At 72.0% G+C, this 25,738-nt stretch carries 14 protein-coding genes, 1 tRNA gene and 1 pseudogene; 2 read left to right on the forward strand and 14 right to left on the reverse strand.

Annotated elements, in window-relative coordinates:
- Positions 1 to 180 precede the first annotated feature (180 nt).
- On the forward strand, positions 181 to 1,809 hold the full coding sequence (locus TNCT6_RS13650; RefSeq protein ID WP_172633208.1) for an adenosine deaminase: 1,629 nt from the start codon (positions 181 to 183) through the stop codon (positions 1,807 to 1,809).
- Between the two features lie 132 nt (positions 1,810 to 1,941).
- Here the strand turns inward: TNCT6_RS13650 and TNCT6_RS13655 are convergent, their stop codons facing one another.
- The 13 genes from TNCT6_RS13655 to bldG all read right to left on the reverse strand — a co-directional run bounded on the left by TNCT6_RS13655 (position 1,942) and on the right by bldG (position 22,484).
- Positions 1,942 to 3,111, reverse strand: a complete 1,170-nt coding sequence (locus TNCT6_RS13655) for a hypothetical protein (protein WP_141359632.1) — start codon at positions 3,109 to 3,111, stop codon at positions 1,942 to 1,944.
- 151 nt (positions 3,112 to 3,262) lie between these two features.
- Complete coding sequence (locus tag TNCT6_RS13660; protein WP_172632897.1) at positions 3,263 to 5,581, reverse strand: SpoIIE family protein phosphatase; 2,319 nt, start codon at positions 5,579 to 5,581, stop codon at positions 3,263 to 3,265.
- Positions 5,582 to 5,990: 409 nt separating this feature from the next.
- A tRNA-Thr gene (locus TNCT6_RS13665) sits at positions 5,991 to 6,067 on the reverse strand.
- A gap of 117 nt (positions 6,068 to 6,184) precedes the next feature.
- On the reverse strand, positions 6,185 to 7,804 hold the full coding sequence (locus TNCT6_RS13670) for an alpha/beta hydrolase (RefSeq protein ID WP_141359634.1): 1,620 nt from the start codon (positions 7,802 to 7,804) through the stop codon (positions 6,185 to 6,187).
- Positions 7,805 to 7,976: 172 nt separating this feature from the next.
- Positions 7,977 to 9,182 carry a DNA polymerase III subunit delta' gene (locus TNCT6_RS13675; RefSeq protein WP_141359635.1) on the reverse strand — a complete coding sequence of 402 codons (1,206 nt, stop codon included), beginning with the start codon at positions 9,180 to 9,182 and terminating at the stop codon, positions 7,977 to 7,979.
- A 139-nt stretch (positions 9,183 to 9,321) separates the two neighbouring features.
- Positions 9,322 to 12,651, reverse strand: a complete 3,330-nt coding sequence (tmk, locus tag TNCT6_RS13680) for a dTMP kinase (protein WP_141359636.1) — start codon at positions 12,649 to 12,651, stop codon at positions 9,322 to 9,324.
- 124 nt (positions 12,652 to 12,775) lie between these two features.
- The gene (gene topA / locus TNCT6_RS13685; RefSeq protein WP_141359637.1) at positions 12,776 to 15,628 is read right to left on the reverse strand and encodes a type I DNA topoisomerase; all 2,853 of its coding nucleotides are present in this window, start codon (positions 15,626 to 15,628) and stop codon (positions 12,776 to 12,778) included.
- Positions 15,629 to 15,876: 248 nt separating this feature from the next.
- On the reverse strand, positions 15,877 to 16,074 hold the full coding sequence (locus TNCT6_RS13690; RefSeq protein WP_141359638.1) for a hypothetical protein: 198 nt from the start codon (positions 16,072 to 16,074) through the stop codon (positions 15,877 to 15,879).
- Positions 16,075 to 16,399: 325 nt separating this feature from the next.
- Positions 16,400 to 17,944, reverse strand: coding sequence for a methyltransferase (locus TNCT6_RS13695; RefSeq protein WP_141359639.1), 1,545 nt, complete (start codon positions 17,942 to 17,944; stop codon positions 16,400 to 16,402).
- 132 nt (positions 17,945 to 18,076) lie between these two features.
- Positions 18,077 to 18,694, reverse strand: a complete 618-nt coding sequence (locus tag TNCT6_RS13700; protein WP_141359640.1) for an oligoendopeptidase F family protein — start codon at positions 18,692 to 18,694, stop codon at positions 18,077 to 18,079.
- A gap of 191 nt (positions 18,695 to 18,885) precedes the next feature.
- Entirely contained in the window at positions 18,886 to 21,291 is a 2,406-nt protein-coding gene (locus tag TNCT6_RS13705) for a sodium-translocating pyrophosphatase (RefSeq protein ID WP_141359641.1), read from the reverse strand.
- A gap of 313 nt (positions 21,292 to 21,604) precedes the next feature.
- A complete protein-coding gene (locus TNCT6_RS13710) occupies positions 21,605 to 22,036 on the reverse strand; it encodes an ATP-binding protein (RefSeq protein WP_141359642.1) in 432 nt (143 codons plus the stop codon).
- A 106-nt stretch (positions 22,037 to 22,142) separates the two neighbouring features.
- Positions 22,143 to 22,484, reverse strand: coding sequence for an anti-sigma factor antagonist BldG (bldG, locus tag TNCT6_RS13715; RefSeq protein WP_009189842.1), 342 nt, complete (start codon positions 22,482 to 22,484; stop codon positions 22,143 to 22,145).
- A gap of 82 nt (positions 22,485 to 22,566) precedes the next feature.
- Here bldG and TNCT6_RS13720 point away from each other — a divergent pair, with 82 nt between their 5' ends.
- Positions 22,567 to 25,101 (forward strand): DEAD/DEAH box helicase, encoded by a 2,535-nt coding sequence (locus tag TNCT6_RS13720; protein ID WP_253266098.1) that lies wholly within the window; start codon positions 22,567 to 22,569, stop codon positions 25,099 to 25,101.
- 215 nt (positions 25,102 to 25,316) lie between these two features.
- On the opposite strand, the pseudogene TNCT6_RS13725 reads toward TNCT6_RS13720, so the two are convergent.
- A pseudogene (locus tag TNCT6_RS13725) lies at positions 25,317 to 25,724 on the reverse strand (Rv3654c family TadE-like protein); the annotation flags it as partial.
- Between the last annotated feature and the right edge of the window lie 14 nt (positions 25,725 to 25,738).

Consider the following 25,738-nt stretch of genomic DNA (forward strand, 5'->3'; position numbering starts at 1 on the left):
CCGCCTCACCGCAACCCTCCCGGAACCGGCACGAAACCGCACCCCACGCCGTGAGTCCGTCAGCCGCCCGAGTGATGTCCGCGAAATTCCGCGCGGTCACCCGGTCGGGTACTGTCCGTCGAAAAATGTCCGGGAGAACCGGTTCAGCCGCGTTTGTTCCCCGATCATGCCCGAGTGAGCATGCAACTCCGAAGTGCCGCACGCCGCCGGGCCGTTCCGGCCGCCGTGGGCTCCCTCCTCGCCCTGTCCCTCCTGACCGCCCCGTCCGCCGACGCGCAGCCCGCCGGCACGCGACAGACCGGCGGCGGGCTCCCGTCGCGTGCCGTGCCGCAGTCCAGGCCGATGACGGTCGCGGAGGCCCGTACGGACGCCTACCTGAGATCGCTGCGCTCCCGGCCCATGCGCTTGCGCGGGTTCTTCGTGAGCCTGCCCAAGGGCGGGGACCTGCACAACCACCTCTCCGGCGCGGTGTCCACGGAGTACCTGATCAAACTGGCCGCCGAGGACGGGCTGTGCGTCGAGACCGCGACGCTGACCGCCGTCGCGCCGCCGTGCGGGCCCGGGACCCGCCCCGCGGCGGACGCCCGGACCGACCGCGCCTTCCACGACGCGCTGGTCCGCGCGTGGTCCATGGAGGACTTCCCGCCCGGCGGCAACGGCCACGACCACTTCTTCGACACCTTCGGGAAGTTCGGCGAGGTGACCTGGCGGCACCGGGGCAAGCTGCTCGCCCAGGTCGCCGACCACGTCGCGGGCCAGAACCAGTTCTATCTGGAGACCATGGTCACCCCGGCCTCCGACGGCGCGAAGCAGCTGGCCGCCGAGGTCGGCTGGGACAGCGATCTCGCCGCGCTGCACCGCAAGTTGGTGGCCGGCGGCAAGCTGGACAAGCTGGTCGCCGCAGCCCGCAAGGAGGCCGACGACGGCGACGCCGAGTTCCGCGCGACCGAGCGCTGCGGCACCCGCAAGGCCCGGCCCGGCTGCCGGCTCACCGTCCGCTGGATCTCCCAGGCCTCCCGGGGCAGCGCCCCGGAGCGGGTCTTCACCCAACTCGCCCTGGGCCTGCGGCTGGCCGAGCGCGACCCGCGCTTCGTCGCGGTCAACCTCGTCCAGCCGGAGGACGGAGACGTCGCGCTGCGCGACTACAGCCTCCAGATGCACATGGTCCGCTATCTGCGCGGCCAGTACCCGAAGGCCCATGTCACCCTGCACGCGGGCGAGTTGTGGCCCGGGCTGGTCAAGCCCAAGGACCTGAGGTTCCACATCGAGGAGGCCGTCGACGTCGCCCGCACCGAGCGCGTCGGGCACGGCGTCGACCTCGTCCACGAGGACGGCTGGCGGAGCACGGCCCGCACCATGGCCGCCCGCCAGGTCGCCGTCGAAGTGCCCTTCACCAGCAACGCCCAGATCCTCGGGGTGAAGGGCGCCGACCACCCCTTCACCACGTATCGCCGCTACGGCGTCCCCATCGTGCTGGCCACCGACGACCCCGGCGTGTCCCGGATCGACATCAGCCACGAGTACCAGTACGCCGCCACGACCTACGGCCTTTCCTACGCCGAGCTGAAGGACCTCGCGCGCGCCTCACTCCAGTACGCCTTCCTGCCCGGTGCGAGCCTGTGGCAGGGCAATCCCACCACCACGGGCTACCGGGTCGTGCCGGCCTGCCGCGGTGAGCGCCCCGGCCTGCCCGTACGGACCCGGGCCTGTCAGCTCCTGCTGTCCCGCAGCCCCAAGGCGGAACTCGAGTGGCGCCAGGAGGCGGCCTTCGCCGCCTTCGAGCGCACACACGCCCGCGCGATGCGCTGAACGCCCTCCGTGCCCTCTCCCATGTGGGCACGAGGGCACTCCCACCCCACGGGGGCACTCCGCGGCGCGAGCCCCGGCGTGCCCCCGCGGCCCGTGGCCCGTGGCCCGTGGCCCCGTCGTCCGCAGGCCGTCTCAGGGGTGGGCGGGGCTCTCCGCGGAGGGTGCGGCTTCGGGGACGTCGTCAGCTCGTCCGGCCACGGTCAGCCGCAGCGTCGTGGCGGCCACGACCCCCGCCACCAGACCGCAGGTCAGTGCGGCGGGAACGCCGTTCCCGAGGCCCGCGGACAGGTACGTCAACCCCCAGCGCAGGCCCGCCCCGTCCGTCGCCATCCGCAGCAACTGGCTCGCCAGCAGTCCGAGGACGGTCGCGCACACCGCGCCGACCGCCATCGCCGGGACGGTGGCCCGGGTCAGCAGCACGGGCAGCCACCGCAGCCCCCACCACACCACCACGAGCACCAGTACGTCGGGAAGCCGGTGCAGGAACCAGTCACCGAACGGCGCGCCCGCCGGGCCCGCCCAGCCGCCGAGCAGCAGCCACTGGCGCAGCAGCTCACCCGGCTCGGCGAACAGCCCACCGGCCGGGTCGATCCTCTGGATCGCGGCTGCCACCGACTGGTACGAGAGAACGACCAGGGACAGCGCGATGATCGCGGTCCCGGCGGTGGCGGCAACACGGGCGGCGCGCGCCGGGACGGCCTGCCGCGGCAACGGACCGGCCCCCTTCGCGGTGATCCGGGCCGCGAACACCGTCCCCACCGCCGCGACCAGCGCGGCCACCACCAGGATCTGCCGCCCGGACGAGATCGTGCCCGCCAACTGGGGCAGGAAGCGGTAACTGCCGCGCCCCCGCGAGGCGATCAGCCACGGCGCGGAGACGGCCACCGCCAAGGTCCCCGCCACCAGTCCCCAGGCCCATACCGCGAGCAGCGTGGCGGGCAGCCGGCCGTGCACCGGCGGAAGCCTGCGGACCAGGTGCAGCGCGCCGGGCACGAAGAAGGCGAACACCGCGCCGAAACGGATCTGCATCGCGGTGTGGTGGAGCACCAGGTAGCGCGCTCCGTCCGGGTCAGGCGTGCCGTTGACCCAGTCGGACGCCTCGCCACCGAACCGCACGACGTCCGGAGGGTCGTACGACCAGGGGATGAGCCAGTATTCGAGCTCGGCGGCGGTCCGGCCGCCGATCGCGTCGGCGGTGCCCGCCAGGTGCAGCGCCTGCACGCTCGCCCCCGCCCACCACAGCAACGCCGTGATCAGCAGACCCCCGACCAGCGCCGGTATCGCCGCGCGCCGATACGTCATGATCGTCCCCCGCCCTTGTCCGCGCGTTCCGCGCATGTCACAGCCGGGCGGTGAGACTACGGCTCCCCGATCACATACGGATCACGGCGGGCGGCCCGACCGGGCGCGCGCCGGCACCCCCGGAACCCGGAAGACGACACGAAAGGCAGGGTCACTGCTGTGCGTCGGGCGGCAGCAGGTCGTCCACGAGCAGGTCCTCCGCGAGCAGCCCCTCCATCGGCACTTCCACCGGCAGGCCTTCCGCGGGCAGGGCCTGCTCGCACCAGATGGTCTTGCCGTCACGGGCGTGGCGGGTGCCCCAGCGCTGGGTGAGCCGGGCGACCAGCATCAGGCCGCGTCCGCCCTCGTCGAAGATGCGGGCCTGGTGCAGATGCGGGGCGGTGCTGCTGGCGTCGGAGACCTCGCAGATGATCGTCCGGTCGTAGATGAGCCGCATCTGTATGGGGGGCTGGCCGTATCGGATGGCGTTGGTGACCAGCTCGCTCACCACCAGCTCGGTCACGAAGCCGATCTCCTCCAGCCCCCAGGCCGCCAGCAGGCGGGCGGTCCGAGCGCGGATCCGGGCCACTTCGGCCGGTTCCGCGGCGATGTCCCAGGTGACGACGCGCGTCTCGTCCAGGCCGTGCGGCCGGACCAGCAGCAGCGCCGCGTCGTCGGTCGGGGGCTCGGGCAGCAGCCTCTTGACCACGTGGTCGCACAGCGCTTCCAGCGAGTCGCACGGCTCGGTCAGTGCCTCGCGCAGTTCTTCCAGCCCCGCTTCCAGGTCGCGCTGCCGGGATTCGACCAAGCCGTCGGTGTAGAAGGCGAGCAGACAGCCCTCCGGCACCTCCATCTCCACCGTCTCGAACGGCACGCCGCCGACACCGAGCGGCGGCCCGGTGGGCAGGTCGAGGAAGTCGGCGCTGCCGTCCGGGGCCACGACGATGGGCGCCGGATGGCCGGCACCGGCCAGGGAGCAACGCCCGGTCACCGGGTCGTACACCGCGTACAAGCAGGTGGTTCCGACGTCCACGGCGCCTCCGCCGGCCGGGTCGGCACCGTCGTCGGCGCCCGATTCCGCGGACTGCCGGCTCACCAGGTCGTCCAGCCTGGTGAGCAGCTCCTCCGGGGTGGGATCGACATCGGCGAGGGTGCGCACGGCCGTGCGCAGCCTGCCCATGGCCGCGGCGGCGTGGATGCCGTGGCCGACCACGTCCCCCACCACCAGCGCGACCCGGGCACCGGAGAGCCCGATCACGTCGTACCAGTCGCCGCCGACCCCGGCACGGGGTGCGGCAGGCAGATATCGGGAGGCGGCCGACACCGCCGATTGCTCGGGCAGCTGCTGCGGCAGCAGACTGCTCTGCAGGGTACGGGCGATCTCGTACTGGTTCTCCAGCGCCGCGGCCTTCTCGATGCTCGCCGAGGCCAGCTGGGAGAGCTGGACGAGGATCGCCTCGTCGTCGGCCGTGAAGTCGCTGCCGTCCTTCTTGTCCGAGAGCTGGATCAGCCCCAGGTTGCGACCGTCGGTGGCGATCAGCGGGACGGCCAGCCAACCGCGCATCGGCGGATGAACGGCGGCGTAGGAGCCGAAGCCCCGCCAGGCCGGGTGGGCCTCCAGCTCGTCCTGGGTCATCCGCATCGGCCGGTTCTCCTTGCACACCAGGACATAGATCCCCTCTCCGACCGGGGGCGCGTCGAAGAAGCGGTACTCGCCGTACTTGTCCGACAGGGAGACTGCGTTGATCGCCTGGGCCCAGCGGAGGTTCGTGGTCATGCTGGTGACCGACTGGTGCGTGCCCACCAGCGACCTGGCCTCCTCGGTGACCGTCTGGAGGGCGAAGTCCAGTGACGGCGCGGCATTGATCCGCAGACTGGACCGGGCCAGGTCCTGCAACTGCTGGGACCTTCTGTGCTCCACCACGGCGGCGGCCGCGGCCTGCTCGTAGAGCCGCCCGTGTTCGGCCGCGTCCAGCCGCAACCGGATCTCGCTCATCACCGAGGCGCCCAGCTGCTCCAGGGCGCACCGCTGCTCCGTGTCCCACACCCTCGGCCTGGTGTCGATCACGTACAGCGCGCCGATCGACAGCTCCTCCAGCAGCAGCGGCACGCCCAGGTACGCGCGCATGCCGGTGGCGGCGACCGCGGGGTCGGACCGGTGCGCGCAGTCGTTCCGGACGTCGTCGATGACCAGTGGCCGGCCCGACACCACCAGCTCGGAGCAGAAGCCCCAGTCGACTCGCTCCTGCTCCCCGTGCCGCGGTACGGCTCTGCCGATCCCGCCCCGGATGAACTGCCGGTCCGCCCCGGCCAGACTGATCAGGGCCATTCGGGTGTCCAGCAGCCGCACGGCCAGGCACACGGACCGGGCGAAGGCGTCCGTGGTCAGCTCGTCGACCGCGCGGACGGCGTCCACCGCGGCCAGCCGTGAGGGCTCGCGCAGCACCGTGGCAGGGTTCGGCGGGTTGCCCGCCTTACCGAGCTCGGCCATGACCCCTCCGCGCCTGCTGTGTGAGTACGCACCCCGCTCGGATCCGCGGTCCAGGACCTTGGCCCGGGACCGCCAGGCCGCCCGAAGATCTCGCATGCGCCCTCGTGGTTCCACCGAGGCCTGGACGTTCCGACCGGGAGTCACCCTTGCCTGATTCCAAAAGTACGCCTGCCCGTCGTGGCGGCGAACTCGGCCGGGGACCACGGAACGACAAAGGACCAGCTGGGAGCGTTCCCCACTGGTCCTCCCAGTGGAACCGCTTACGGGATTCGAACCCGGGACTTACGCACGACGAGAGTCGAGGACACCGCGAGCGTGACACTCACCGCCCGCCACGTCCACGCGCCTCCGCAGCCCACGGCCGAACGCCGAAAGACCAGCCAGGAGCATTCCCAGCTGGTCTTTCCGGTGGAGCCGCTTTCGGGATTCGAACCCGAGACCTACGCATTACGAGTGCGTTGCTCTGGCCATCTGAGCTAAAGCGGCGCGCTGCCGCATCATGATGCGATCGGCAACGTCGGTAAGTCTACACAGTTTCCGGGGGTGCTTCGCACGCCCCCCGGAGCGCCCCTGGGGCCGGGGCTCCGGGGTGCCGCGCGGTGGTCACGAGCAGCGCTTTCCGTTCGTCGGAGGGGTGCCCCGGAGGAGATAGGTGTTGATCTCGGAGTCGATGCAGCGGCTGCCGCGGCGGTAGGCGGTGTGGCCGTCACCGTCGTAGGTCAGCAGGCGGGCCGAGGAGAGCTGGCGGGACAGGGACTGGGCCCAGCGGTAGGGGGTCGCCGGGTCGCGGGTGGTGCCGACGACCACGATGGGGGCCGCGCCCTTGGCCTCGATGCGGTGCGGCCGGCCGGTGGGCTGTACCGGCCAGTACGCGCAGTTCAGCGTGTTCCAGGCGAGGCCGCGGCCGAAGACCGGGGAGGCCTTCTCGAAGGCGGGGAGGGATTCCTCCACCTGCTCGGGGCCTGCGAAGGGCGCCGGCAGGTCCAGGCAGTTCACGGCGGCGTTGGCGTACATCAGGTTGCTGTAGTGGCCGCCGGAGTCGCGTTCGTAGTAGCTGTCGGAGAGGGCCAGCAGCGTGGAGCCGTCGTTCTTCTTCATCGCCGACGCCAACGCCGAGCGCAGTTGCGGCCAGGCCGACTGGTCGTACATCGCCGCGATCACCCCGATGGTGGCGAGGGACTCGCCGAGACGGCGGCCCCCGGCGTCACCGGTGGGGATCGACCGGGCGTCGAGTTTGCGGAAGAAGGCGGCGAGCTGGTCGCCGACCTGCTTCGGCGTCGCGCCGCGGCCGCCGAGCGGGCAGTCGCTCTGCTGTACGCAGTCCTTCGCGAACGACTTGAAGGCCTCCTCGAAGCCCGCCGTCTGGTCCAGGTTCATCTGGCGCGCCGACAGCGAGGGGTCCATCGCCCCGTCCAGGACCAGGCGGCCGACGCGGTCCGGGAACAGACCGGCGTACGTGGCCCCGAGGAACGTCCCGTACGAGGCGCCGACGTAGTTCAGCTTTCCGTCGCCCAGCACCGCGCGCAGGATGTCCATGTCGCGTGCCGCCTCCGCCGTGGAGACGTGCCGCAGCAGGCGGGCGGCGCGCGCGCCGCAGCCCTCCGCGAACTTGCGGTACGCGGCGACGAGCGCGTCGGTCTCCTTGCCGTCGTCGGGCGTGAAGTCGGTCTGTGTGTACGTGTCCATGTCCCGGTCGTCGAGACACTGCACGGCCTCACTGCGGGAGACACCGCGCGGGTCCATCGCGACCAGGTCGTAGCGGGCGCTGATCTCGGCCGGGTACCCGACACCGGCGTATTGCTGGAGGTAGGCGACGGCCGAGCCGCCCGGTCCGCCCGGGTTCAGCAGGAGTGAGCCGAGCCGCTTGCCCGGGCCGGACGCCTTCTTGCGGGCCACGGCCAGCCGGACGTCGCCGGCGGCGGGCCGGTCGTAGTCGAGCGGCGCCTTGAGCGTCGTGCACTCGAAGCCGGGCACCCCGCAGCTGCGCCAGGCCGGCTTCTGCTCGTAGTACGGCGACAGGATGGGTGGCGTGGCCCGCGGCAGGGCGGCCAGCGCCGCGTCCGCCGCGGGCTCGGTCCGGCGCTGCGTGGTGCCGGGGGTACAGGCCGAGACCAGCAGGGCGGCGGCCGCCAGGAGGGTGCCGCCCGCACGGGCCGCACGGAGCGGGGTTCGGGGCCGGGGGCCTCTGCTGCTGTTCGGACGAAGGGCGCGCCTGATGTGCATCCAGCGAGCGTAACTCTCCGCGATCGCGTGAGTGCGTTACGTGCGGGGCGTTCCCCGTACGAGTGACGCCATCGGCGCCGGTGGCCTCGGCGTTGCCGGCGTCCCGACCTATTCGGTGTACTCCGTGGCCTCGGCGTTCTCGGCGTTGCACTCGGCGTACTCGGCGTTCTCGTCAGCCCGCCCTCAGGGCCATCGTCATCGCCTCCACCGCCAGCAGCGGGGCCACGTTGCGGTCGAGGGCGTCGCGGCAGGCGGCGATCGCCTCTATGCGGCGCAGGGTGGACTCGGGCGAGCCGCCGCGGGTGAGGCGCTCCAGGGTGTCCTCGACGTCCGCGTTGGCGATGGCCACGCGGGAGCCGAGCTGGAGGGCCAGGACGTCCCGGTAGAGGCCGGTCAGGTCGGTCAGGGCGATGTCGAGGCTGTCGCGCTGGGTGCGGGTGCGGCGGCGCTTCTGCTTGTCCTCCAGGTCCTTCATCACGCCCGCCGTGCCACGGGGCATCCGGCCGCCCTGGACCGCGCCCAGCGCTGCCTTCAGCTCCTCGGCCTCCTTGGCGTCCATCTCCTCCGCGAGTGCCTTGGCGTCGTCCGCCGCCGCGTCGACCAGTTCCTGGGCCGCCCTGAGGCAGCCGCCTATCTCGTCCACGCGCAGCGGGAGCTTCAGGACGGAGGTGCGGCGTTCGCGTGCGGCCGGGTCGGTGGCCAGGCGGCGGGCGCGGTCGATGTGGCCCTGGGTGGCGCGGGCCGCGGCGGCGGCGACGGCGGGGTCGACACCCTCCCGGCGTACGAGCATGTCCGCGACGGCGTCCACCGACGGCGTACGCAGGTTCACGTGGCGGCAGCGGGAGCGGATCGTGGGCAGGACGTCCTCGACCGAGGGGGCGCACAGCAGCCAGACCGTGCGCGGGGCGGGTTCTTCGACCGCCTTCAGCACGGCGTTGGCGGACTTCTCGTTCAGCCGCTCGGCGTCCTCGACGAGGATCACCTGCCAGCGGCCGGTCGCCGGGGCGGTGAACGACTTGCGCACGGTGTCCCGCATGTCGTCGGCGAGGATCTGCGTACCCACGGCGGCGACCGTGTTGACGTCGGCGTGGGTGCCGACCAGCGCCGTGTGGCAGCCGTCGCAGAATCCGCAGCCGGGGACGCCGCCGAGGGCGCGGTCGGGACTCACGCACTGGAGGGCGGCTGCGAAGGCGCGCGCCGTCTGCGTGATCCCCGCGCCGGGCGGCCCCGTGAACAGCCACGCGTGCGTCATCTTCGACGCCTCCGGGGGCGGCGCGTGCGTGGCGGCCGCGGTGACCAGGGCGTCGGCGTCCCGGGCAGCGGCGCTCAGCTGTTCGCTGACCTTCTCCTGCCCGACGAGGTCGTCCCACACGCTCATGGGTCACGCCGCCCTTTCGTCATGGTTCGTGGTGCAGGATCCATTGTGCGGGGCACCACTGACAACACGGCGGGCGGCCTCGCGCGCATCGGCAGGCGCACCACCGCCCCGATCGCCCGATCGGCGCCCGTCCGACGGCTCAGCGCCGCCGGCCCCGGCCGTCGTCACCGTCGCCGAACCCCTTGCCGTCCTCGCGCGGGCCCAGCAGCTCGTCCGCCAGGGTCGGCAGGTCGTCGAGCGGCGTCTCCTCGGCCCAGTCCGGCCGCGGCCGCCGCCTGGCGACCGCCTCGGCGTCGACCCGGGGCAGCTCCCGCGTACGGTCGTCGCCCTGGTCGGGCCGCGCGGCCGGCGACCGCTCGTCCCGGAAGAGCCCGGGCGGAACCCGGTCCGTGGGGTCCTCCCCGCGCACCGGAGGCAGGACCGCCGTCTCGTCCGCGGCGCCCGGCGGGAAAGCCGGCAGTACGGCGGTCTCGTCCGCGACGCCCGACGGGACAGGCGGCAGTACGGCCGTCTCGTCGGCGGCCCCCGGCGGAACCACGGGCTTCGGCAGCTTCGCGGTCACCTCGGACTCGGACTCGCCTGCCGTCCGCAGCCACGACTCCGCCGACCAGCGCGACCTCTCACGGGAGTCCTCTCCCGAGGCCGGGCCCGCCCCCTGGGCCGAGTGGGCCGAGTGGTCGGGGCCGTCGCCCGACGGCTTGCCGCTCCCCCGCTCGTCCCGCACCGGCGGCAGCACCGCCGTCTCGTCGGCGGGCCCGCCCGACGCGTTCGCCGGCGTCACCAGCGGCGTCGGCGCGGTCACCTCCTCCGGCGGCACCGCAGCGGCCGTCGGCTCGGTGGACCGGCGCGGCCCCGCCTGCGCGGTGGCCGTGGCCTGCTCCGCCGCCCGCCGGGCCTCCTCCGCCCGCAGCAGGGCCTCCTCGGCCTTGCGCTGCTTCTCCAGCCGCCGCGCCTCGGCCTCGGCGCGCAGCCGCTCCTCCTCCTCGGCCTGCCGGCGCCGCTGCTCCTCCTCGGCCTTGCGGCGCGCCTCGGCCTCCGCCCGTGCCCGCTCCTCCGCGAGCAGCCGGGCCTGCTCCTCCTCGGCCTTGCGCCGGGCCTCCTCGGCGCGCTGCCGGGCCTCCTCGGCCTGCCGCTCGGCCTCGCGCCGCTGCGCCTCCTCCAGCTCGCGCCGCTTGCGCTCCTCCTCCTCGGCGCGCAGCCGCGCCAGCTGCTCCTGGCGCTCGCGCTCCAGGCGCTCCTCCTCGGCCTTGCGCCGGGCCTCCTCCTCGGCCTTGCGGCGCGCCTCCTCCTCGGCCTTCTTCCGCGCTTCCTCCTGCGCCTTCAGCTCGGCCTCGGACAGCGGCAGCATCTGGTCGAGCCGGTGCCGGACGACCGTGGTCACCGCCTCGGGCTCCTGCCCGGCGTCCACCACGAGGTAACGGCCGGGGTCGGCGGCGGCCAGCGCCAGGAAACCGGACCGCACGCGCGCGTGGAACTCGGCCGGCTCCGACTCCAGACGGTCGGGAGCCTCCGTGAACCGTTCACGGGCGGTCTCCGGCGAGACGTCCAGCAGGACCGTCAGGTGCGGCACAAGACCGTTCGTCGCCCAGCGGGAGATCCGCGCGATCTCCGTCGGGGACAGGTCGCGGCCCGCGCCCTGGTAGGCGACGGAGGAGTCGATGTACCGGTCGGTGATCACGACGGCGCCCCGCTTCAGCGCGGGCCGTACGACCGTGTCGACGTGCTCCGCGCGGTCGGCGGCGTACAGCAACGCCTCCGCACGGTGGGACAGACCCTGCGAGGACACGTCCAGCAGGATCGAGCGCAGCCGCTTGCCCACGGGAGTGGCGCCCGGCTCGCGGGTGAGGACGACCTCGTGGCCCTTGGCCCTGATCCAGTCGGCGAGCGCCTCGGCCTGCGTGGACTTGCCGGCGCCGTCACCGCCTTCCAGGGCGATGAAGAATCCGGACTCCGCGGGGGCCGTCACCGGGTCGTCGCCGCCCCGCAGGGCGTCGACGAGGTCCTGTCGCAGCGGTACGCCGGAGCGGTCGTCGACCTTGGCGAGGACCAGCGCGGCCACCGGCAGGAGCAGCGCGCCGACCAGCATCAGCGTGAACGCGGCGCCACCGTGCGCGAACACGAACCGGCCGTCCTCGAGTCGGTGCGGGCCGATTCCGGCCGCGACCACGGGAGCGAGCACGGCACCGAGCGCCACGAAGACCCGTACCACCGCGTGCAGGTGCTCGGTCATGCGCGGCTTGCGGTAGTCCTCGGCCTCCTGGTCGAGCAGCGTGTGCCCGGTGTTGGCCGCGGCGCCCGCGCTCACTCCGGCCAGCGCGAGGATCAGCAGGACCGTGGTGACGTCGGGGACCAGCCCGGCGGCGAGCAGGGCGACGCCGGTGAGCGCGATCGTCAGGGCCAGCAGCCGCCGCCGCGACAGGGAGACCAGCGCCTTCGGCGCCGTACGGATGCCGACGGCGACCCCGCCGGTCAGGGCGAGCACCGCCAGCCCGTACAGCACCGGGCCGCCGCGCAGGTCCGTGGCGTGCAGCACGCAGACGGCGACCGCGGCGGCGATCGCCCCGGCGACGGACGCGCAGGCGAGCACGAGCAGCGGAACGGCACCCGTGCGGCCCTTGTCGACGCCGGAACCCGTCTTCGGGCGGCGCAGCCCCTCCAGCGGTGAGCGCGGGCGCGGGGTGCGGGTGCCGGGCAGTTCCAGGTAGGTCAGCACGGACAGGGACGCGGCGAACAGGCCGGCCGCGACGTACGCGCCGAGGGCCGCCTGGTGCTGGTCGAACCAGGCGATGCCGGTGCCCAGGAGGTTGTTGAGCAGGGAGGCGGCGACCAGGGCGGCGGCCGCCAGCGGGACCGCCAGGAAGGTGGTCCGCAGCGACAGGCGGCGCAGGGCGTCCATGTGGTCCGGCAGCGGGCGCACCGTGGCGCCCTCCGGGGGCGGGGCGGGCAGGAGCGCGGGGGCCGCGCCCTCCCGGCACACGCTCCAGAAACGCTCGGCGACCCCGGTCACGAAGACGGTGACGAGGAGGAAGGCCAGGGCGTCGTCCGGCGTCCAGTCGATCCACAGGGGCGCGACGATCAGCAGGGCGGCGCGCAGACCGTCGGCGCCGACCATGGTCCAGCGCCGGTCGAGCGGTCCCTCCTGGGAAGTGAGCGAGGTGAGGGGTCCGAGGAGGACCGCGCCGAAGAGCAGCGTCGCCAGGACGCGCGCTCCGAAGACCGTCGCCACTGCGAAGGCCACGCCCCGGTAGCCACCGCCGAAGGGGCCCGCGGCGACCGCCGCCTGGAGGGCGAGGACGACCAGGACCAGGAGCGCGAGGGTGTCCCCGACGCCTCCCACCAGTTGGGCGCTCCACAGCCGCCGAAGCTGCGGCCGGCGCAGCAGGGCGCGGACGGCGCGCTCGCGGGAATCGGCCATGAGTGCGTCGTCGGGTGCGGAGGGGTGGGCCGTTGGCTGCTCGGCTCGCGTCATGCGTTCAGCCTATCGGGACCCACCGACAGCTTGGAGTGACCGTCCGGAGGCGCGCACGCCCCGACATCAAAGTGATGCCGGGGCGTGCCTTTCGCAAAGGAGCCGTGAGGGATCCGCCGCGCGATCAGTCCTCCGCCGCCTTGGCGGCCGTCGTCTTCGCGGTGGTCTTCTTCGCGGTGGTCTTCTTGGCGGTGGTCTTCTTGGCGGTGGCCGTCTTCTTGGCGGTGGCCGTCTTCTTCGCCGCGGTCTTCTTCGCGGCCGTGGACGCCGTCTTCTTCGCCGTCGTCTTCTTGGCGACGGCCTTCTTCGCGGTCTTCTTGGCCGGGGCCTTGGCGCGCTTCTCCGCGAGGAGCTCGAAACCGCGCTCCGGGGTGATCGCCTCGACGCTGTCGCCGGAACGCAGGGTCGCGTTGGTCTCGCCGTCGGTGACGTACGGGCCGAAGCGGCCGTCCTTCACCACGACCGGCTTTCCGCTGACCGGGTCGTCGCCGAGCTCCTTCAGCGGCGGCTTGGCGGCCGCGCGGCCCCGCTGCTTGGGCTGGGCGTAGATCGCCTGCGCCTCCTCCAGCGTGATCGTGAAGAGCTGGTCCTCGGACTGGAGCGAGCGCGAGTCCGTGCCCTTCTTCAGGTACGGGCCGTAGCGGCCGTTCTGCGCGGTGATCTCCTGGCCGTCGGCGTCGGCGCCGACGACGCGCGGCAGCGACATGAGCTTCAGGGCGTCGTCCAGGGTGACGGTGTCCAGGGACATCGACTTGAACAGCGAGGCCGTACGGGGCTTGACCGCGTTCTTGCCGGTCTTCGGGGTGCCCTCGGGGAGCACCTCGGTGACGTACGGGCCGTAGCGGCCGTCCTTGGCGACGATCGTGTGGCCGGTGGCCGGGTCGGTGCCCAGCTCGAAGTCGCCGCTCGGCCTGGCGAGCAGTTCCTCGGCGAACTCGACGGACAGCTCGTCCGGGGCCAGGTCGGCCGGGATGTCGGCCCGCTGGTGGGTGTCGGTCTCCTTCTCACCGCGCTCGATGTACGGGCCGTAGCGGCCGACCCGCAGCACGATGTCGTTGCCCACCGGGAACGACGACACCTCGCGCGCGTCGATCGCGCCCAGGTCGGTCACCAGCTCCTTGAGCCCGCCGAGGTGGTCCCCGTCGCCGTTGCCGGCCTCGGCGGCGCCGCCGTGGCCGGTGCCCTCGCCGAAGTAGAAGCGCTTCAGCCACGGCACGGCCTTCGCCTCACCGCGCGCGATGCGGTCGAGGTCGTCCTCCATCTTGGCGGTGAAGTCGTAGTCGACGAGCCGCCCGAAGTGCTTCTCCAGGAGGTTGACCACGGCGAAGGACAGGAAGGACGGCACCAGGGCCGTGCCCTTCTTGAAGACGTAGCCGCGGTCGAGGATGGTGCCGATGATCGACGCGTACGTCGACGGGCGGCCGATCTCCCGCTCTTCCAGCTCCTTGACCAGGCTGGCCTCGGTGTAGCGGGCCGGCGGCTTGGTGGCGTGGCCGTCGACCGTGATCGCCTCGGCCGTGAGCGCGTCGCCCTCGCCGACCTGGGGCAGCCGGCGCTCGCGGTCGTCGAGCTCGGCGTTGGGGTCGTCGGCGCCCTCGACGTACGCCTTGAGGAAGCCGTGGAAGGTGATCGTCTTTCCGGACGCGCTGAACTCGACGTCCCGGCCGTCGGCCGCGGCGCCGCCGATCCGCACGGTCACGCTGTTCCCGGTCGCGTCCTTCATCTGGGAGGCGACCGTCCGCTTCCAGATCAGCTCGTAGAGCTTGAACTGGTCGCCGGTCAGGCCGGTCTCGGCGGGCGTGCGGAAACGATCACCCGAAGGACGGATCGCCTCGTGCGCCTCCTGCGCGTTCTTGACCTTCCCGGCGTACGTACGGGGCTGCGGCGGCAGGTAGTCGGCGCCGTACAGGTGGGTGACCTGGGCGCGGGCGGCGGCGATCGCCGTGTCGCTCAGCGTCGTGGAGTCCGTACGCATGTACGTGATGTAGCCGTTCTCGTACAGCTTCTGCGCGACCTGCATCGTCGCCTTGGCGCCGAAGCCGAGCTTGCGGCTGGCCTCCTGCTGGAGCGTCGTCGTACGGAACGGCGCGTACGGCGAGCGGCGGTACGGCTTGGACTCGACGGACCGGACGGAGAAGCGGGTGTCCTCCAGGGCGGCGGCCAGGGCGCGCGCGGTGGCCTCGTCGAGGTGCAGGGTGTTCGGGCTCTTGAGCTGTCCCAGGGAGTCGAAGTCGCGGCCCTGCGCGACCCGCCTGCCGTCGACGGTCTGCAGCCGGGCGACCAGCGACGACGGGTCGCTCGCGTCACCGGCCCGGCCCGTGGCGAAGGTGCCGGTCAGGTCCCAGTACTCGGCGGAACGGAACGCCATGCGCTCGCGCTCCCGCTCGACCACGAGGCGTGTCGCGACGGACTGGACCCGGCCCGCCGAAAGCCGCGGCATGACCTTCTTCCACAGCACGGGCGAGACCTCGTAGCCGTAGAGGCGGTCGAGGATGCGCCGGGTCTCCTGGGCGTCGACCAGCCGCTGGTTGAGCTGGCGCGGGTTGGCGACCGCCTCCCGGATGGCGTCCTTGGTGATCTCGTGGAAGACCATCCGCTTGACCGGGATCTTCGGCTTGAGCACCTCCTGGAGGTGCCAGGCGATGGCCTCGCCCTCGCGGTCCTCATCGGTGGCGAGGAAGAGCTCGTCGGAGTCCTTCAGCAGATCCTTGAGCTTCTTGACCTGGGCCTTCTTGTCCGCGTTGACGACATAGATCGGCTGGAAGTCGTGTTCCACGTCCACACCGAGGCGGCGGACCTCGCCGGTGTACTTCTCGGGTACCTCCGCGGCACCGTTGGGAAGGTCGCGGATGTGCCCGACGCTCGCCTCGACGATGTAGCCGGGGCCGAGGTAGCCCTTGATCGTCTTCGCCTTGGCAGGCGACTCGACGATGACGAGTCGGCGGCCGCCCTGTGCGGTCTCGCTGGTCGGGGACAACTTCGCTCTTCTCTCCGGTCGACGCTTGGGCCTCCCCAGGTCTTGATTTCCCGGGGGTCGGGTGGTGGTGACGCTGCGGAGTGTGACGGTACATCCCGCCCCCGTGTCAAACGGGAAAAGCCCGCAACGGCCACTCGAACGGTAACCCGACTACCCCCCTTCCTGCCGCCCGGAGTGCTCACCAGGCCGTTCGGGCTGATGCGGAAGGTGATTTCTCAGTTACGGAGACCGGACAGGAGCGGCGGCCGTCACAGGCGGCCGAAGCACCACACGCCGACGGTCAGTGCGGTCACGGCGGCCAGGGTCGCGACGGTCGCCGACGCGCCGCGGGGCAGTCCGTGGGCGACGGGTTCCCGGTGCCGGACCCGGACCGCCGTCCACACCAGCAAGGCCGCTCCGAACAGGGAGAACACCGTTCCCGCGAAGATCGCCGGCCCGCTCTCCATGTACGTCCCCTCCCGCCCCCGGATGCCCCGGTACGGGAGGCTGACACCCGCGGGCGACGACGACGCCAACCCGCGGTGAACAGGAGTCGACCCTCTCCCGGGGCGGCGCCCGACCGCCCTCCGCGAAGTGACGGGAATCAAGCTCTCCACTTTTTTCCCGTGTTTTTTCGGCTCGGCCCCGGGCAAAGATCGAAAACCTTGTCCGAGCACCATCGAAACGGCCCACACGCCCCGAGAACGACGAGAACTCGCCGCTGTCCCGGCAACCCCTGTGGACCCGGCGAGCACTCAGGGGCGCGCAGGCCTCATCGGTCGCGTGAACCGGTCACCGAGCCGCTTCCTCCGCCGATTTCTGCGCCGGTTCGATGAAACCCTGCTCCACCAGCAGGCGGATCTGGGCCGGAGTGCGGTCGCGCAGGAGGAGAGGGTTCTCGCCCATCAGCTGAGCGATGGCGTCCAGGATGCGGCCGGCGCTCAGCGTGCCGTCGCAGACACCGGCGAAGCCGGCGCCCACCGTGTCCACCGTGGTGGCCCGGCGCATCCCGCGGTTCTGGCGCAGCACGACGTGCTCGGGGTCCTCGGCGCCGGGGAGCCCGACCTGCTCCTGGACCACCTCACGCACGAGCCGGAAGTGGCCGTCGAGCAGGGCCGCGTCATCGTGGTCCCGCAGATAGTCGACGCGGGCGAAGTGCGCCCGGACGGTGTCGCCGAGCGGCTGCTCCACCGGGTGCGGCCACTCCTCCACGGTGATCGAGGGCGTCGCGGAGCCCGTCCTGCGCAGCGTGATCCAGCCGAAGCCCACGGCCCTGACCTTGCGCGCCTCGAACTCCTCCAGCCAGGCGTCGTACCGCGCCTGGTACTCCGCGGCGTCACCGCGGTGGTCGCCCGCGTCCCTCAGCCACAGCTCGGCGTACTGCGTGACGTCCTGCACCTCGCGCTGCACGATCCACGCGTCGCACCCGCGGGGCACCCATGACCTGAGCCTGTCCTGCCAGTCCTCCCCCTCGACGTGCTGCCAGTTGGCGAGGAACTGCGCGAACCCGCCCTCGTTCAGGCGGTCGCCCGACTCTTGAACGAGCGTGCGGCACAGATCGTCCCCGCTCATCCCGCCGTCGCGGTAGGTCAGCCGGGCGCCCGGGGAGATCACGAAGGGCGGGTTCGACACGATCAGGTCGAACCGCTCGTCGTCGTGGACCGGCTCGAACAGCGAGCCCTGGCGCAGATCGGCCGCCCGCGCGCCGGACAGCGCGAGCGTCAGGGCGGTGATGTGCAGCGCGCGCGGATTGACGTCGGTCGCTGTCACGCGCGTGGCGTGCCGGCCGGCGTGCAGCGCCTGGATGCCGGAGCCGGTTCCGAGGTCGAGCGCGGAGCCGACCGGCGTGCGGACCGTGATGCCGGCCAGGGTCGTGGAGGCACCGCCGACCCCGAGGACGACGCCCTCGTCTCGGCTGCCGATCCCGCCCGCGCCACCGACCGCGCAGCCCAGGTCGGACACGATGAACCAGTCCTCGCCGTCGAGTCCGCCGTACGGCCGGACGTCCACCGTCGCGGCGACCTCGTCCGCGCCGGCGCGGACCAGCCAGCCGGTCTCCAGGCACGCCTCGACGGGCAGGACGCCCGTCACGCGCGCGTACGGCACCGGCTGCTGGAGCAGGAACAGCCGGACCAGCAGTTCCAGCGGCGTGTCGCCGCGCGTGGCCCGGAGCGCGGGCACGGTCTCGGCACGCGCCAGGGCCGCGTACGCGGGAGCGCCGAGCAGCTCCAGCAGTCCGTCGGCAGTGAAGGAGACGCCGAGCAGGGCGTCCCGGAGCCGGGCGGCGACGTCCGGTCGGTCGGAGGCGGGCAGTGCGGGCAGGCTGGTGTCACTCACGCCCCCATTGTGTCGGCTACTCCGACAGCGCACGCGCGCGTGTGCCTGCGTGTGTCTGCGCGCGCGTCTGCGATGCGTCTCTGCGTGAGTCCGTGCGTGCGTCTGTGCGCGTGGTGCGCGTCTCTGCGGGCGTCAGCCGCCGGTCGCCGGGGACGAGGCCGAGGTGGACGGGGTGGCGGAGGCGGACTTGCAGCTCGGCTGCTGGGCCATCGCCCGGCCGACGTCGCCCTCCTCGAGGTTCTTCAGCGCGTCGTTCCCGGTCCGGCTCAGCGTGTCCAGCCGGGTGGCGATGTCCTTGAGGCCGTCCGCGAACTTGGCCTGGTTCTTGGTGTCGAGCTTGTCCACCTGCTGCTTCAGGGAGGTGTACGAGGCCGCCAGGCCGTTGAGCTCCTTGACCGCGTCCTGCTGCTTCTTCCGGCCGTTGTCGACCTCGGGTGCGCCGGCGTTGTTCACGGCCTGGCCGATGGCCTTGTAGGCGTCGGCCATGTCCTGGAAGGCCTGCGCGTCGGTCTTCTGGACCTGGGCCGGCTCGCTGTTGTCCGAAGTCTCCTTCTGGATGGCGGCGTTGGCGGCCTCGATCTTCTTCGCCTGCGGCTGCACCGCGTCGCACACCTGCTTGGCCCAGGTGTTCAGCGCCTCGTTCTTGCTGTCGGCAGCGCTGCTGGTGCAGCCCGTCAGTGCCAGTACGAGTACCGCACCGCCGGACACTGCGGCCGCGAGCTTCTTGTTCAACGGTTTGGTCCCTTCCATGGCTCTCGGCCCCGGAACATACACGTCGTGTCGGCCACACTCGGGACTCGGTCACCCCTTGTGTGGTGTCTTGCGACCATTTGCACCAAGCGAGAGAAGGCTCACGGAGAGCATCCGCGCACACGGCGGGCGGGCGACGCGTCGTACGCGCCGCCCGCCCGTCTCCTGAGCTGGGCCCGGGATGAGACCGCCTACGAAACCACCGCGGGATCGGCCGGCTTGGAGACCCGTTCGGCGTTGTCGTCGTCGCCCACGGCGATACCGCGCCGCTTGGAGATGTAGACCGCGCCGACGATCACGGCCAGCGACAGGACCGCGATCACGATCCGTACGCCGAGGCTCTTGTCGCTGCCGTAGGAGAACTTGATGACCGCGGGCGCGATGAGCAGCGACACCAGGTTCATCACCTTCAGCAGCGGGTTGATCGCGGGGCCGGCGGTGTCCTTGAAGGGATCGCCCACCGTGTCCCCGATCACCGTGGCCGCGTGGGCCTCGCTGCCCTTGCCTCCGTGGTTGCCGTCCTCGACCAGCTTCTTGGCGTTGTCCCAGGCGCCACCGGAGTTGGCGAGGAACACCGCCATCAGCGTGCCCGCGCCGATCGCGCCCGCGAGATAGGAGCCGAGCGCACCGACACCGAGCGTGAACCCGATGAAGATGGGCGCCATGACGGCGAGCAGCCCGGGTGTGGCGAGCTCGCGCAGGGCGTCCTTGGTGCAGATGTCGACGACCTTGCCGTACTCCGGCTTCTCGGTGAAGTCCATGATCCCGGGCTTCTCACGGAACTGCCGGCGCACCTCGTACACCACCGAGCCCGCCGACCGGGACACCGCGTTGATCGCCAGCCCCGAGAACAGGAAGACGACCGCCGCGCCCGCGATGAGGCCGACCAGGTTGTTGGGCTGCGAGATGTCCATGTTCAGGGTCATCGGCGCACCCGAACCGGTCAGCTTCTCCCCGACGTCACGCGCGCCGGTGGTGATGGCGTCCCGGTACGACCCGAAGAGCGCCGAGGCCGCGAGGACGGCGGTGGCGATGGCGATGCCCTTGGTGATGGCCTTGGTGGTGTTGCCCACCGCGTCCAGGTTGGTGAGCACCTGGGCGCCCGCGCCCTCGACGTCGCCGGACATCTCGGCGATGCCCTGGGCGTTGTCGGAGACCGGGCCGAAGGTGTCCATGGCGACGATCACGCCGACCGTGGTGAGCAGCCCGGTGCCGGCCAGCGCCACCGCGAACAGCGCCAGCATGATCGACGTACCGCCGAGCAGGAAGGCCCCGTACACGCTGAGGCCGATCAGCAGGGCGGTGTAGACCGCGGACTCCAGGCCCACGGAGACACCGGCGAGGACGACGGTGGCCGGACCGGTGAGCGAGGTCTTGCCGATGTCCCTGACCGGACGCCGGTTGGTCTCGGTGAAGTAGCCGGTCAGCTGCTGGATCACCGCGGCCAGCAGGATGCCGATCCCCACCGCGACCAGGGCGAGGATCCGCGGGTCGCCGTCCTTGCCTCTGATCGCCGCGTCGGTGACACCGGTGAGTCCGGCGTACGACGACGGCAGATAGACGAAGACGGCAACCGCGACCAGGGCGAGTGAGATCACCGCGGAGATGAAGAAACCGCGGTTGATCGCGCTCATACCGCTGCGGTCGGCGCGGCGCGGCGCCACCGCGAAGATCCCGATCATGGCGGTGATCACACCGATGGCCGGCACCAGCAGCGGAAAGGCGAGCCCGTCGTTGCCGAAGGCCGCCTTGCCGAGGATGAGCGCCGCGACCAGCGTGACGGCGTACGACTCGAAGAGGTCGGCCGCCATGCCCGCGCAGTCGCCGACGTTGTCGCCCACGTTGTCGGCGATGGTCGCGGCATTGCGCGGATCGTCCTCCGGAATGCCCTGCTCGACCTTGCCGACCAGGTCGGCGCCGACGTCGGCGGCCTTGGTGAAGATGCCGCCGCCCACCCGCATGAACATCGCGATCAGCGCGGCACCGAGGCCGAAGCCCTCGAGCACCTTCGGCGCGTCGGCCGCGTACACCAGCACCACACAGGAGGCGCCGAGCAGGCCGAGCCCCACTGTGAACATGCCGACGACGCCGCCGGTGCGAAAAGCGATCTTCATTGCCTTGTGCGAGACGGCGGTGAGATCCTTTTCCGGCTCACCTTCCGCAGGTGTCGCTTCACGGGCCGCCGCGGCGACACGTACATTGCTGCGCACGGCGAGCCACATGCCGATATAGCCGGTGGCCGCCGAGAAGGCGGCCCCGATCAGGAAGAACACCGATCGTCCGGCGCGCTGATTCCAGTCGTCCGCGGGCAGCAGCATGAGCAGGAAGAACACGATCACGGCGAATACGCCGAGCGTGCGCAACTGGCGGCCCAGATAGGCGTTCGCGCCTTCCTGGACCGCTTCAGCGATCTTCTTCATGCTGCTGGTGCCCTCGCCCGCCGCGAGCACCTGGCGCACCAGGACGCCTGCGACCACGAGCGCGGCCAGCGCGACGGCCGCGATGACCGCCACGATGATCCGATTGTCGTTGGTCAGTACTGCAGCTGCGAAGGTTGTGGGGTGGCCCAACTGATGAGGGGTAGAAAGCCCCGCCATTCGTCCTCCTTGACGCTTGGGCTGAGCTCAAGATGTGGACGGATTGTAGGTAGCGGAACCTGATCAAAACAGAGCGCGGCAAACCGAATTGCCCTTCACCTGCTCTTCAGCAAATGATCGACGTCACGCCACGGAACCCGAAAGAGGTAATGGTTCAAAACCATTGACCCTCGATCACTGCTTGATCAAATGATCTGCCGACCGGTCGTGAATTCATTCACGAATTCAATGTACCTGGTGGAAGCGGTCGTGCAACAAGAAGGGCCCTGCCGAAGCAGGGCCCTTCTGCAGTGCGCCGAACGGGTGAGGTGCGTCAGGGAAGCGTCGCGACCGGCGATGTGGTCGGCCAGGTCATCTTGATCAACCCGCCGTGCTCCCCTGCCGACACCTTCACGTCGTCGACGAGTCCGCTGATGACCGCGAGGCCCATCTCGTCCTCCTCGGCCTCCGCCTCGTCCGCCGCGCCCGGGGCGTCCCCGGAGTGGTACGGCGCGTGCCGGGCCTCGTCGCCGACCTCGATGGAGAACTGCTTCTCCTCCTCGGTCAGCATCACCGTCACCGGTGCCGAGATCCCACTGTTGCGATGCAGCCCCACAGCCCGGGAACAGGCCTCGCCGACGGCGAGTCTGACCTCGTCGAGGACGGCCTCGTCCACTCCGGCCCTGCGCGCCACCGCTGCCGCCACCAGACGGGCGGTCCTGACGTGCTCGGGCAGCGCGCTGAAGCGGAGTTCGACGGTGGCCATGCATCCCCCTCGGAGCTACGGGCGTGCTGTAGGAGGACCGGGCCGCCGAAATGCCCGGCCCCCCGTTCGGACTCTTCCGCCCCGGTCACCGGCCCGGGGCCGGTGGTCAGTCTGTCGCCGCCACCGCTTCGTCCACCGAGGTGTGGATCGGGAACACCTTGGTGAGACCGGTGATACGGAAGATCTTGAGAATGCGCTCCTGGTTGCAGACCAGGCGCAGCGAGCCCTCATGGGCACGCACGCGCTTCAGGCCGCCGACCAGCACGCCGAGCCCAGTGGAGTCGAGGAAGTCCACGCCCTCCATGTCGACGACGAGGTGGAAATTCCCGTCGTTCACCAGCTCGACCAGCTGCTCGCGCAGCTTGGGCGCGGTATATACGTCGATTTCGCCACCGACCTCGACGACCGTACGATCGCCGACGGTACGGGTCGACAGGGACAGGTCCACGGATCCTCCAGCACCTTGCTATCGAGCGGTCGCCCCTCGGGACACCTCGGCTTGAAGCCCCCGGGACGGTTCGCCAGCCGCGATGGCATTCAATCACTTACCGGCAGGCGTGCACGACGCCTTGGTCCCATTGTCCTGCACGCCGGTGACAGACTCGGTGCCGATGGCCAAGAATCACCGATCCAATCGATCCCCGGCTACCCCCGCAACCCGCCTGGCGCCGGGCGCGGTTCTCGACCGGCTCGCCGCGGGGCAGAGCCGGGCTGCGCGCATCACTCATACGGAGCACTTGCCCCCGCGCGAGGGGCGCCATGCCGTCTGGCCCGACCGGATTCGGCCGGAGGTGATCGCGGCGGTCCAGGCGTGCGGGATCGAGCACCCGTGGGCGCACCAGGCGCGCGCCGCGGAACACGCCCTGGACGGCGACTCCGTCGTCGTCGCCACCGGCACCGCGTCCGGCAAGTCGCTGGCTTACCTCGTCCCGGTGCTCTCGACGTTGCTGGACGGTTCCGAGGCGCCCAACGGCCGCGGCGCCACCGCCCTGTACCTGGCCCCCACCAAGGCCCTCGCGGCCGACCAGTGCCGAGCGGTGAAGGAACTCGCCCGGCCGCTGGGCAAGGCCGTACGCCCCGCGGTGTACGACGGCGACACCCCGCCCGAGGAACGCGAGTGGATCCGCCAGTACGCCAACCACGTCCTGACCAACCCCGACATGCTGCACCGCGGGATCCTGCCCTCCCACCCGCGCTGGTCCTCCTTCCTGCGGGCCCTGAAGTACGTGGTCGTCGACGAGTGCCACACCTACCGGGGCGTCTTCGGCTCCCACGTCGCCCAGGTGCTGCGCCGCCTTCGCCGGCTGTGCGCGCGCTACGGCGCCTCCCCGGTCTTCCTGCTGGCCTCGGCGACCGCCGCGGAGCCCGCCGTGGCCGCCCGCCGCCTCACCGGAGTGCCCGTGGTGGAGGTGGCCGACGACGCCTCGCCCCGCGGTGAACTGGTGTTCGCCCTCTGGGAGCCCCCGCTGACCGAACTACGGGGCGAACGGGGCGCGCCCGTCCGGCGCACCGCCACCGCCGAGACGGCGGATCTGCTGACCGACCTCACCCTCCAGGGCGTGCGCTCGGTCGCCTTCGTACGGTCCCGGCGCGGCGCCGAACTGATCTCGGTGATCGCCCAGGAGCGGCTGGCCGAGATCGACCGGCCGCTGTCCCGGCGCGTCGCGGCCTACCGGGGCGGCTACCTGCCCGAGGAGCGCCGCGCCCTGGAACGCGCCCTGCACTCCGGCGAGCTCCTGGGCCTGGCCGCCACGACCGCCCTGGAGCTGGGCGTGGACGTGTCCGGCCTGGACGCCGTGCTGATCGCCGGATACCCGGGCACCCGCGCCTCCCTGTGGCAGCAGGCGGGCCGCGCGGGGCGCTCCGGTCAGGGCGCCCTGGCGGTGCTGGTCGCCCGCGACGACCCGCTGGACACGTTCCTCGTCCACCACCCCGAGGCCCTGTTCGACCAGCCGGTCGAGTCCACGGTCCTCGACCCCGACAACCCCTACGTCCTCGCCCCGCACCTGTGCGCGGCCGCCGCCGAGCTGCCGCTCACCGAGGAGGACACCGAGCTGTTCGGCCCGGCCTGCGCGGAGCTGCTGCCGCAACTGGAGGCCGCGAAGCTGCTGCGCCGCCGGACGAAGGCCTGGCACTGGACCCGCCGGGAGCGGGCCGCGGACCTCACCGACATCCGCGGCGAGGGCGGACGGCCGGTGCAGATCGTCGAGGCCGGCACCGGCCGGCTGCTCGGCACGGTCGACGCGGGCGCCGCACACACGACGGTGCACGAGGGCGCGGTCCATCTGCACCAGGGCCGTACGTACCTGGTGCGCTCCCTCGACCTGGACGACTCGGTCGCCCTGGTCGAGGAGGCCGCCCCGCCGTACACGACGGTCGCCCGCGACACGACGGCGATCTCCGTGCTGGAGACGGACGTCGAGGTGCCCTGGGGCGACGGCCGCCTGTGCTACGGCTCCGTCGAGGTCACCAACCAGGTGGTCTCCTTCCTGCGCAGACGTGTCATCACCGGTGAAGTGCTCGGCGAGACGAAACTCGACCTCCCTCCTCGTACGCTGCGCACCCGCGCGGTGTGGTGGACGGTCACCGAGGACCAGCTGGACGAGGCCCGGATCAACCCGGAGATCCTCGGTGGCGCCCTCCACGCCGCGGAGCACGCGTCGATCGGCATGCTGCCCCTGTTCGCGACCTGCGACCGCTGGGACATCGGCGGCGTGTCCGTCCCACTGCACCCCGACACGCTGCTGCCCACGGTCTTCGTCTACGACGGCCATCCGGGCGGCGCGGGCTTCGCCGAACGCGCCTTCCACACCGCGCGCGCCTGGCTTTCCGCCACCCGCGAGGCCATCGCCTCCTGCGAGTGCGACTCCGGCTGCCCGTCCTGCATCCAGTCCCCCAAGTGCGGCAACGGCAACGACCCGCTGCACAAGAGGGGGGCCGTGCGCCTGCTGACGGTGCTGCTGAAGGCGGCCCCGGAGGAGAAGGAGGCGGAGATGGAGGCGGAGGCAGAGATGCAGGCGGAGGCAGAGATGCAGGCCGGGACGGAGATGGAGGCGGAGGCTTAGCCCACGCGGGTGAAAGGCGCGGGCGCCATGGGCCCTGTGTGAGCCGTAGGCCCTGCTGTGGATCCCGCGGAAGCCGTGGACCCTGCCGTGCCTGGCGTGGATCCCGCGGGGGCCGTAGACCCTGCCATGGGCCCTCCGGACCCCACCGGCCCAGCCGTGGGTTCCCCGGGCCCCGCCGCCCCTGCCACGGGCTCCCCGGGCCCCGCCGGTCCCACCGGGGCGTCCAGCGGGGCAGCCGGTCCCGCTCTCGCCCTCACCTCCGCGGTGAAGAGTCCCCGGTCCGCCGCCGCCGTGACGTCCGAGGTGTCGCCCACGATGGCGCACCGGACGAGCCGGGTGGCCTGTGCCCGGGCCACCTCGTCCGCCCGGGCGCAGGCGGCGGCACCGCCCTCGGCCCAGTGGCCCGCCGCCGCCAGGGCCGCGAGGTCGGCGGCTCCGGCCGCGCGGTGCCGGTCGACCACCGCCTGCCCCAGAGCGAGCCCGATACCGAACACCACGCAGAGCAGGGCGATCGCCCCGACGCTCCACACGGTGGCGGAGCCGCGGTCGGACAGACGGCGTCCGCCACGTCCGCCACCGATGAGCCCGCGCAAGCCGCGGAGGGCCGGAATGCGGCGCCTCATGTCCCCGTCCTCCG

This window comes from Streptomyces sp. 6-11-2, from assembly GCF_006540305.1.
Taxonomy (GTDB): Bacteria; Actinomycetota; Actinomycetes; order Streptomycetales; family Streptomycetaceae; genus Streptomyces.

Coding starts and splice junctions, on each gene's coding strand:
- TNCT6_RS13700 (WP_141359640.1), bottom strand. CDS start 18,694: ATGGAAGGGACCAAACCGTTGAACAAGAAGCTCGCGGCCGCAGTGTCC.
- TNCT6_RS13720 (WP_253266098.1), top strand. CDS start 22,567: ATGGCATTCAATCACTTACCGGCAGGCGTGCACGACGCCTTGGTCCCA.
- TNCT6_RS13650 (WP_172633208.1), top strand. CDS start 181: ATGCAACTCCGAAGTGCCGCACGCCGCCGGGCCGTTCCGGCCGCCGTG.
- TNCT6_RS13710 (WP_141359642.1), bottom strand. CDS start 22,036: ATGGCCACCGTCGAACTCCGCTTCAGCGCGCTGCCCGAGCACGTCAGG.
- TNCT6_RS13690 (WP_141359638.1), bottom strand. CDS start 16,074: ATGGAGAGCGGGCCGGCGATCTTCGCGGGAACGGTGTTCTCCCTGTTC.
- tmk (WP_141359636.1), bottom strand. CDS start 12,651: ATGACGCGAGCCGAGCAGCCAACGGCCCACCCCTCCGCACCCGACGAC.
- TNCT6_RS13675 (WP_141359635.1), bottom strand. CDS start 9,182: ATGAGCGTGTGGGACGACCTCGTCGGGCAGGAGAAGGTCAGCGAACAG.
- TNCT6_RS13670 (WP_141359634.1), bottom strand. CDS start 7,804: ATGCACATCAGGCGCGCCCTTCGTCCGAACAGCAGCAGAGGCCCCCGG.
- TNCT6_RS13705 (WP_141359641.1), bottom strand. CDS start 21,291: ATGGCGGGGCTTTCTACCCCTCATCAGTTGGGCCACCCCACAACCTTC.
- TNCT6_RS13660 (WP_172632897.1), bottom strand. CDS start 5,581: ATGGCCGAGCTCGGTAAGGCGGGCAACCCGCCGAACCCTGCCACGGTG.
- TNCT6_RS13655 (WP_141359632.1), bottom strand. CDS start 3,111: ATGACGTATCGGCGCGCGGCGATACCGGCGCTGGTCGGGGGTCTGCTG.